This window comes from Calothrix anomala FACHB-343 (assembly GCF_014696435.1).
Lineage (GTDB): Bacteria > Cyanobacteriota > Cyanobacteriia > Cyanobacteriales > Nostocaceae > Aulosira > Aulosira anomala_A.
Genome location: NZ_JACJQG010000093.1, coordinates 23,134 through 32,882, shown reverse-complemented (window position 1 = coordinate 32,882; position 9,749 = coordinate 23,134). Strand labels below are relative to the sequence as shown.

The 9,749-nt window shown below is 41.2% G+C and carries 5 protein-coding genes; 2 read left to right on the top strand and 3 right to left on the bottom strand.

What is annotated here, in order from left to right:
* Positions 1–191: 191 nt before the first annotated feature.
* Both H6G08_RS33535 and H6G08_RS33530 read right to left on the bottom strand, forming a co-directional pair.
* On the bottom strand, positions 192–1,406 hold the full coding sequence (locus tag H6G08_RS33535; RefSeq protein ID WP_190551107.1) for a DUF790 family protein: 1,215 nt from the start codon (positions 1,404–1,406) through the stop codon (positions 192–194).
* Between the two features lie 82 nt (positions 1,407–1,488).
* Positions 1,489–3,024, bottom strand: coding sequence for a DEAD/DEAH box helicase family protein (locus H6G08_RS33530; protein WP_190551105.1), 1,536 nt, complete (start codon positions 3,022–3,024; stop codon positions 1,489–1,491).
* 690 nt (positions 3,025–3,714) lie between these two features.
* Here H6G08_RS33530 and H6G08_RS33525 point away from each other — a divergent pair.
* Together H6G08_RS33525 and H6G08_RS33520 are read left to right on the top strand one after the other, a co-directional pair.
* Complete coding sequence (locus tag H6G08_RS33525; RefSeq protein WP_190551103.1) at positions 3,715–6,867, top strand: TIR domain-containing protein; 3,153 nt, start codon at positions 3,715–3,717, stop codon at positions 6,865–6,867.
* Positions 6,868–6,888: 21 nt separating this feature from the next.
* Positions 6,889–7,617 carry a DUF928 domain-containing protein gene (locus tag H6G08_RS33520; RefSeq protein ID WP_190551101.1) on the top strand — a complete coding sequence of 243 codons (729 nt, stop codon included), beginning with the start codon at positions 6,889–6,891 and terminating at the stop codon, positions 7,615–7,617.
* 238 nt (positions 7,618–7,855) lie between these two features.
* On the opposite strand, the gene H6G08_RS33515 is transcribed toward H6G08_RS33520, so the two are convergent.
* The gene (locus H6G08_RS33515) at positions 7,856–9,691 is read right to left on the bottom strand and encodes a tetratricopeptide repeat protein (protein ID WP_190551100.1); all 1,836 of its coding nucleotides are present in this window, start codon (positions 9,689–9,691) and stop codon (positions 7,856–7,858) included.
* Positions 9,692–9,749 lie beyond the last annotated feature (58 nt).

Genomic DNA, 9,749 nt, shown 5'->3' with positions numbered 1-9,749 from the left:
AGCCTGCCTTCGCAGGCTAAAAGTTTGATAGCCTGCGAAGGCAGGCTTCGTATTTCTAGCCCCACCCTTATAGGGTGAGGGCGTTTTTGCACATTTGGGATGCTCCCGTCAATAGTCATTTGTCTTCCTTGTCTATTTCAGGATACCACCCAATGCCCAATGCCCCATGCCCCATGCCCCATGCCCTATATTTACTCCATCGCTGCTAATACCGATTTTGGTAATAACTTATCTTTAAACCAGATAATTCTAGCTGGGACATCGTTTAATTTAACGCCGGCTTTTTCTAAATTCAAGCGTTCAGAAATTGCTAAAATTAAATCATCTCGTCCTGCACGACGCACTTGAGAAAACTTTTTTTGTAAATATTCTGGACGCCAATAACCAACAATTTCTAAGAGGAATGTGCGCCCATCAGGATGAACTAGGCGAAAATCAGGAATCATCACGCTACCAGGAATGGGAATTAAATCTACTTCTCGCTCTAATACCCATTCAGATTTTAAAGCATCCCATTTATCAGCAAAAGACGCTTCGAGCATACTATCGTAGGGTTTACCTGGGGAATAATGAGTGACTAAACCACATTCAGAATTGAGGGTAAAACGTCCGGTTCTCCAGGTATTCGTGTAGGTATCGCGGGTTTGCAGGGTGGAAGCAAGACTCCAGCGAGTCACGTGAAGTAAAGCGGGGATAAGTTTCGCGATCGCTAATCCGTATCTTGTACTAGGATTAAATAAACTCGTCGGCCCGTCAATGGTAATTGTAAACCCATGATCGGCATCGCCTTCGATATAAGCCATTAATTGAAACAGCTTGAGATAGCGGAATAAAAGTTTATATTCTCCGGGAACATTGCGATGAGCATTTAATATTAATTTACTGGCTTTATAAAATACTCCCTGCACTTGGGATAAATTATAGCGATGTAATAAATCTTGGGGTTTGGGTGCATCGAAAAGCGTTAAAATTTTATTTTCATTTAAATCGGCATATAAGCCATTATGAACTTGTTCTGGTAATATCTCTCGTTCTAATTCGTGAGTTAATTCATCAGCGATTTTAGTTAAAGTTGCTTGGGTTGATTCGCGGCTAGGAACAGATTTAGCAGATAGCGCAAATAGCCTTTCTCTTAACATTGGTGGTTCTAAAGGGCTAACTACTTCAAAAGTGCAAAAGCTGCTTTTAAGAATATAAGCTAAACCGCGTTTCACACGGTAATCTGTGGTGTCGCCTTCAAAATCTGCTAGTTGGCGTTCTAGAATACCTTGAGTTTTGCCAACAGCTGATTGAAAATAATTAATGAGTTCGGTAGCGAGATTTAAATGTTTATCATCTATTTTTAAGCGTTTGGGGATGATTTCTTCGCCGTTGTGGCGGTGCATTAATAAATCTGAGGGGAGCATAGATAATAATTCGTAATTTAAGTAATATTTTTTAGCTCACGCAGAGACGCAGAGGCGCAGAGAGGAAAGTTGTATTGAGTAACTAAGTTAAATCAGAAGAGTCTTCATCGCGCTTTGTGGAATAATTTAGTTCTAATTGTTCCGCCGCTTTCGCACTTTTATGCTTTCCACTTCCATACACAACTTGTAAATGTCCTCTCTTATCTTTCTTCCCTTCGTGTTCTTTGTGTCTTCGCGGTTCGTTACTCTTATCCACCCCTCTCCGTCGCGCCGAAGTTCTTTCTTCACTCGTATCTTCAGCCACTACTTCATATAATATCGCCTGCTTATCCTCCACATTTCCCTTACGTAAAACTCTCCCCAAACGCTGAATATATTCTCTAGTTGAACCAGTACCCGATAAAATAATGGCAATCGAAGCTGCGGGAACATCAACCCCTTCATTTAAAACATGGGAAGCTATCAAAGTGTTATATTCACCCTGACGAAATTTAGTTAATATCTCATGACGTTCCTTCACCGGTGTTTGATGAGTAATCGCTGGAATTAACAACTCTTGAGAAATGCGGTAAACCGTAGCATTATCAGCCGTAAAAATAATGATTCTCTCAGGATAATGCTTCGCTAATAAATTCGCTAAAATCCGCAACTTCCCATCAGTTCCTAAAGCGATTTCTTTGGCTTCGCGATGTGCTAACATAGCTCTACGCCCAGATTGCGATCGCGCGCTCATTTGCACAAACATTTGCCAACCTTGAATACTTCCCAAGGAAATCCGCGAATCTCGTAAAAAATCGTTACGGGTTTGAATTAACTCGTTGTATTTTTCCCGCTCGTGTTGGGATAATTTCACTTTAATTTGAACGATTTCATGCTCTGCTAACGCCTTACCCGCTAAATCTTCAGCGCGTTTGCGATATACTTCTCTACCAATGAGGATATTTAAGTCAGCATGTTTGCCATCGGTGCGTTCTGGAGTAGCGGAGAGTCCTAAGCGATAGGGTGCGATCGCATATTCGGCAATTACTCGGTTAAAATCTGTCGGTAAATGGTGACATTCATCGAAAATTAGCAATCCATAGCGATTCCCCAAGGCTTCGGCGTGAATTGCTGCACTATCGTAGGTTGCAATTAAAATTGCTGTCTTGTCTTTGGAACCACCCCCCAATAAACCTACCTCCGCATCGGGAAAGGCTGCGACTAGATGGGCATACCATTGATGCATTAAATCCAAGGTTGGGACTACAATCAGCGTACTGCGGGGTGTGGCTTGCATTGCCATTTGCGCTAAATAAGTCTTACCTGCTGCGGTAGGAAGTACCACCACCCCTTGTCTCCCCGCGAGTTTCCAAGCGGCTAAGGCTTCACTTTGATGGGGGTAAGGTTCCATTTCCATCGTGGCGACTAAATCTAAAGGGTAAAATTCCTTAGCTTCATCGATAAAGTACGCCTCTTGTGCTTGCAGTGCTTCTACTAAAGAACGGTACTGAATTGCAGGTACGCGAAATTTTTCCACTCTATCATCCCAGGTAGCGTAGTCCATCCAGGCTTTACCTTTTGGTGGGGGATGTAGTATGAGTGTACCGCGATCGAAAGTTAATGTAGGGGTGCGAGCCATTTAGCGCCTTATCCCAACGGTTTCACATTTATCTACTAATAACGCAAAATGTACTTAGTTGGATATGACCTTGTAAAATCCCCTCATATCCAAGGAAATTCTAATTACAAAACTCACCAGTCTGGCACAGATATACTGAAAAATATTTTATACCTTTATGAAAATTTAACAATATCAATGCTCCTTTATAGTAAATTTACATACATCGGTAGAATTGTAAAAATTAAATTAAGTATTTTGTACTGTCCCAAAATATACCGACTAAATGTGTTTAAATGAGTTGTTAGGCTAGGATTTGCGGCAAAAACATCTAAATTTCACTTTTTCCGGAATTAATCGCTGGGGCTAGAGTTCTCAACATCAACTGCATCTACTTTGAGAACTGTAGTTTTTTTGCCATTAGGTTATTAGGGTAAAGCAGATCGCTGAAGCAAAACTCAATATTATGTCACTTGTCAAAAGCCTGCTTTTCTATCTGGAATTGCTGGAAATGAAATTTGGCAATGACAACTACAAATACTGAATCTGAGGAATTGCTTCTGAGATATGAGTATGGTGTTTATTTATTTATAAATTATTAAGATTTTTATCTTAATAATATGACATTTACCATTTGTTATATATAGATGTTGTTTATTTTTCTTTATTGAAGCTGAGTTTTTAAGTTAAATTAACAACTACACAGGGAATATGACTAGTTTTCAGGATGCATTTATTTCATATGGAAGAGCAGATAGTAAAGCATTTGCTACTTATCTCCATAGTCGGTTGATAGAACAAGGATTGAAGATTTGGTTTGACCAAAACGATATTCCTTTGGGTGTTGATTTTCAAAATCAAATTGATGACGGCATTGAAAAGTCAGACAATTTTCTGTTTATTATTGCACCCCATTCGATTAACTCACCTTATTGTCGCAAAGAAATTGAGTTAGCTATTCGCTGCAATAAACGCATTATTCCGGTGTTGCATGTCGAGGAAATTACTCAAGAAACCTGGCAAAAACGCAATCCCCAACGCCCTGCGAGTGAGTGGGAACCCTATAAAGCAAAGGGATTACACTCTAGTTATCCTAACATGCATCCGGCAATCGGTAAAATTAATTGGGTATATCTCCGCGAAGGTATAGATGACTTTGAAAAATCTTTTGCCGGATTATTAGAAATATTCGCGCGTCACAAAAAATATGTGCAGGATCACACATATTTATTAGATAAAGCACTAGAGTGGAATCGCAATCAAAAACAGTCATCTTATTTATTAATTGGTGAAAAAAGAGTAGAGGCGGAAAACTGGTTAAAAATTAAATTTAAAGACGAGCAACCACCATGTGAACCCACAAATATACACTGTGACTTTATTTGTGAAAGTATCAAAAATGCCAACAACCTGATGACTCAAGTGTTCCTTTCTTATTCAGAAAAAGAAAGGGACTTTATGGAGAAAATTGCCGCAACTTTAAGAAGAGAAGCTTTTACTGTTTGGACAAACAAAACAGATATTAAAACGGGAGCGGATTTTGTAGAAGCAATTTACCGAGGGATTGAAGAAGCAGATAACTTAGTTTATTTGATGTCGCTAGCATCTTTACGATCAGAATATTGTCAGCAAGAAATATCTCATGCTTTGTCTCTCAACAAGCGGATTATTCCGATTCTGGTAGAGGAATTAGACATAGAAAAAGTTCCGCCAGAATTACGTAATTTGCAATTTATCAACTTTGCAGATCATCTAGAAGCAGACAAATATCGTACTGATGCGGCGAAGTTAATTAATGTGCTGCGTCAAGATGCAATTTACTACGAACAGCATAAAATTTTACTTGCCAAGGCGTTAAAGTGGGAACGCCAAAAGCACAATCCCAGTATCTTATTACGCGGCTACAATCTCCGTAATGCGGAAGCATGGTTGAAGGTAGCAAAACAAAGAACACAGCATTTACCGATACCTTTACAAGCAGAATTTATCGCGGAAAGCCTCAAGCAACCGCCAAATGCAGCCATTGACGTATTTATTTCCTACTCCCGTGCTGATTCGGAATTTACCCGGAAGCTGAACGATACATTACAAATTCAAAATAAGACGACTTGGTTCGATCAAGAAAGTATAGCTTCGGGAAGTGACTTTCAGCAGGAAATTTATCGAGGAATTGAAACTTCTAACAACTTCTTATTTATTATTTCTCCTAATTCAATTAATTCGCCTTACTGTGCGGATGAAGTGGAATATGCAATGCAACTGAATAAGCGGATTGTTACCGTCTTATGTCGCGAAGTCGAGCCGAGTAAACTTCATCCGGGGTTAGCAAAAGTCCAGTGGATTGATTTTCGTAAGCATGGAGGCGACTTTCTCACCAACTTTGGCGAACTCACCAGAACCCTAGATACAGATCCAGAATACCTGCGATCGCACACTCGTTTATTGCTCAAAGCCAAAGAATGGGAACAACACGGACGAGATGACGCTTTCTTGTTGCGGGGTAAGGATTTGGCTGCATCTGTTACCTGGTTAAACGAATCCCAAACCAAAGAGCCACACCCCACCCCTCTACAGTTAGAATATCTTGATGCTAGTCGCGCCCTACCCCATCGCAAAATTAAGGCTCGCACCGTATTGCTGACTAGTTTAGCTGTGACAATGTTGATGTTTATCGGGCGACATTTTGCTGTCACCGAACCATTAGAATTAGCAGCATACGATCAGCTAATGCGATCGCGTCCTGATGAAACTCAAGATCAGCGATTTTTAATGGTAGATGTCGATCCAGAAAGTATTGACAAATTGAACGAAATACCCAAGTATCAGGGCGGACAAGGCTCAATAGCCGATCCAGCCTTAGATGATTTATTCAAAACCCTCTCAGAGGCGAAACCCAGAGTCATTGGCTTAGACTTTATCCGCAATTTTCCTGCCAAAGGTAATTTAGCCCAGCGTCTCAGGCAAACTCAAAATCTGATTGCCATCTGTAAACATAGTTATCATGACAATGAGCGGGATGTCTTAATTCCCGGCTATAAGCAACCGCCAGAATTACCATTAAAACAAGTAGGGTTTAATGACTTAGTTGATGAAGATATCAATGGTGGTCGGTATGTGCGGCGCAGTCTTTTGATGCAAAAACCAGACCCCGACTATTGCAACTCAAGGGAATCCTTCAATTTAGTAATTGCTCGTCGCTATTTAGAGGCCGAGAATCAGCAATATCTCTCTCCCTTAGATTTAAAGACTAAAAGATATGTGCGGAATATGCAGTTTGGCAAAACCCAGATTCCCCGTCTGGTGGGAAATGGTGGTGGCTACCAAATAGCGGACGCGCGGCTGGCGGGGTATCAAACGATGCTCAAATACCGTACCCATAAGGGCGATCCCAATAAATTTGCCCCTAGAGTCAGTATTTTAGATGTGATGAACAATAAGGTTCCTGCCGAGCAAATTAGAAATCGGATTGTACTGATTGGAATTACTGACAGAGGCGCTAGACAATCAGACTACTGGAATACACCACAGGGAGATATGCCCGGTATCACCTTGCACGGGCAAATGATTAGCCAAATACTCAGTGCCGTTTTAGACAATCGGCCCTTGATTTGGTGGTGGTCTGTTGAATATGAAATGTTGTGGATATTTGGCTGGTCTTTAGTCGGCGGGATCGTTTTTTGGCGATCGCCAAAAACACTGTATTTAGTCGTCGGTGCGATCGCCTCTCTTGGCTGTCTCTACACTGCTGGCTATCTCATTCTAGTTTTTCAAAGCGCTTGGGTGCCTATCATCCAGCCTGCGATCGCATTAATTGTTACAGGGGCTGGAGTTGTTTATTTAACTTACCAATTACGCAAAGTTTAAATTATTTAGGAGTTAATTGAAATGATCGAGCTTAAATCTAAGTTATGGCGACAGCTAATTACCATCTGCACCATCACAACTGTATTTTCTGGTAGCTTGCTGTCTGTCATATCTCTCTCATCAACAGTAGCTAGGGCTGATATCAACAGCGAGGCCAGTCCTTCCGGACGACAGAATGGAGGGGGAAAGCGTTCGCAATGCTCGGAACTAGAGAACGATAACCTTATGGCGTTAGTGCCCAAAAACAATGAGATATTGACTACTAAAGAGTATCCTGACTTTTGGTTTAATTTACCCTTTGCTAAGTCTTCTCAATCTTTACCCGCAACATTTAGGCTTTTAAATGAAGAGAAAAAGTCTGTTTTATCAAAACCATTGAAACTATCTTTACCTGAGAAAAAAGGTATTGCGAAACTTTCTCTACCCTCTACCGAAAAACCACTCGTTGTTGGTCAACGCTATCACTGGTATTTCAGCATTACTTGTGTAAATGACCAAGGTTCACCAAGCAATATCTTTGTTGATGGTTGGATTAAACGGGTTGAACCTGATTCCACCTTAGTAGAGCGTCTGAAGCAAACAAAACCTCAAGATAAATACTTTCCTTATTTTGAAAATAACATCTGGGCTGAAGCCATCAGCGAACTTGCAGAGTATCGCAATCTTCATCCACAAGAATGGGTGAAAATTCTCTCGCAATATAGCCTGGAAAAGGCTGCTTCAGAACCGATATCTGAACTCAAACCTTAGGGAGCATCCCAATTTTGACGCAATACCCTAGAAGGGTATTGCTATCCCAACAAAGCCTGCCTTCGCAGGCTATCAAACTTTTAGCCTGCGAAGGCAGGCTTCGTATTTCTAGCCCCACCCTTATAGGGTGAGGGCGTTTTTGCACATTTGGGATGCTCCCAAACCTTAAGACCAATTTGATTAAATTGTGCCATAAATTGTAGGGGCAAGGCAATGCCTTGCCCTCTATTGCAGACGATCAATTTTTATACATTGCTAATAATTGGGGAATGTAATCGTAGCCATCTACACCGATAACTGCAATAATTTTCGGGCGATTTTGTTGGAGGAAATTTGTAAAGGTTTCCTCGCCTATTTGCCCTTGTAAAATTGTTAAGAGTCCGGCTGCTTGTCGCCATTCACGGGAAGCAATTTGCTCTAAAAGATACATGCCTAAACTGCCAGTGTAAATTGTTTTTTCAAAATTTTGCAGTTGATAATAAGCTTCGGCTAAGTAAGCTAAATTGCGTCCTTGGAGATATAAATCTCCAGATATTTGTGCTGTTTTAAAACCTTCTTCTAAATATTTAATGGCAATTTGTGATTCGCCAATTACTAAATGGGCAATTCCTAAGCTGCTAAAACACAAGGCTTTACTTTGAATATCACCTAATTGTTCGGTTAATTTTAAACCCTGTTGTAAATAGTTAATTGCCATTTCATAGGTTTCTGGTTCTAGCTGTTCTAGTTCTTGGGCGTGCATGACTTCGCTGTAGCCTAAGTTAATTAGAGCGTTGGCTTCGCCAGTGCGATCGCCTACTTGACGGCTGAGAATTAAGGCGCGTTGGCTGTGGTTAATAGCTTCTACGTAATCTTGCTCTTGCACGTAGGTACGGCTGAGGTGATTGAGATTGGCAATTTCACAGGGGCGATCGCCTGCATTTCTGGCGATTTCTAATGCTTGTTGATGAAATTCGATAGAACGTTGATATTGTCCTAAAGCCCGTTGTGAATAGCCTAATAAGGTTAATATTCGCGCTTTTTCTTGAGTTTTTTCGACTCTCCGCAGTGGCTCGTCTAAATAATCTAAAGCATCCCGCAAATAGTTACCAGAAAATGAAGCGAAAATCCCGCCGTAAAGGGGAAAATAAGGACGGAGGGCAAAATTGCGGAGAATTTGCAGCATAACTTGCGACGCACCATTGCTGTAAACTGGGGCTAGATTGTGAAAACCGCTAGCTAATTGACTCCAAATCACTGCAAAGGTTAAATAAGTAGAAATCGATAACTTAGAACCAGCTTGCACATTGTAAGCTTGTTGGTCAAACCAGTTAACTAAACCCCTTTGCAAATATTGCAGAATTAACGCCATTTCTACCCATTCACTCAAGGTAATTTGCTGGTTGGCGGCGAATTCAATTGCCGAACCTTCCGTTGCTAAGGTACGCAGTAGGGTATGCGGTATTTGGCTATTTACCTGCTTTGCCCAAGTTGCCCAAGGGCCGCTGTCTCCCGGTACACCACCAAACCCTAGTGATTGATTTTGCTCGTACATCCAGCTAACTAAATGTTCTTGCAATCGCTGCCAAGCTGCTAAACCTCGGTTAATTCCGTCAGATATATATTGTAAATCTGATTCTGGCTGAGAAAATTGCTGTATAGATTTTGACAACTGTTGTAGCTGTTGAGAATTGAGGGGCTGCTTTTGATTAGGATCGGTGAATCTAAGAAATGTTGCTAGCCGTTCATCAGCTGCGGCTGTGGTGATTTCTTTCACAGCAGAAACGATCGCTTCTGTAGCTTTGTTGTGTTCTTGCCACCTTTGCCATTGAGTTTGAATGGTTTTAATTGCCCTTAAACTGCGGGTAGCCTTAGCTTTTTTGAGTTCATCCTTTTCCCCATCTACTTGGTTTTGGATGGCTGTAGAGCGATCGCTCAAAACTAACTCAAATACTTCTCCTGTCCCAGGATTCACCCCTTTGAGCAACATTTGATACACCTGCTCTACAGAGCTAATTTTGCCCTTGAGGGTGGTGTCCACAATTTCGTCGATTAAAGCCAGGTAGCGATCGCGCAATGGCAGAGAGTCTGACACTTTAAGCTACTGATGAATGTACGTCATCTTTATTTTAATTGTTGTCGCGGCAGAAGGA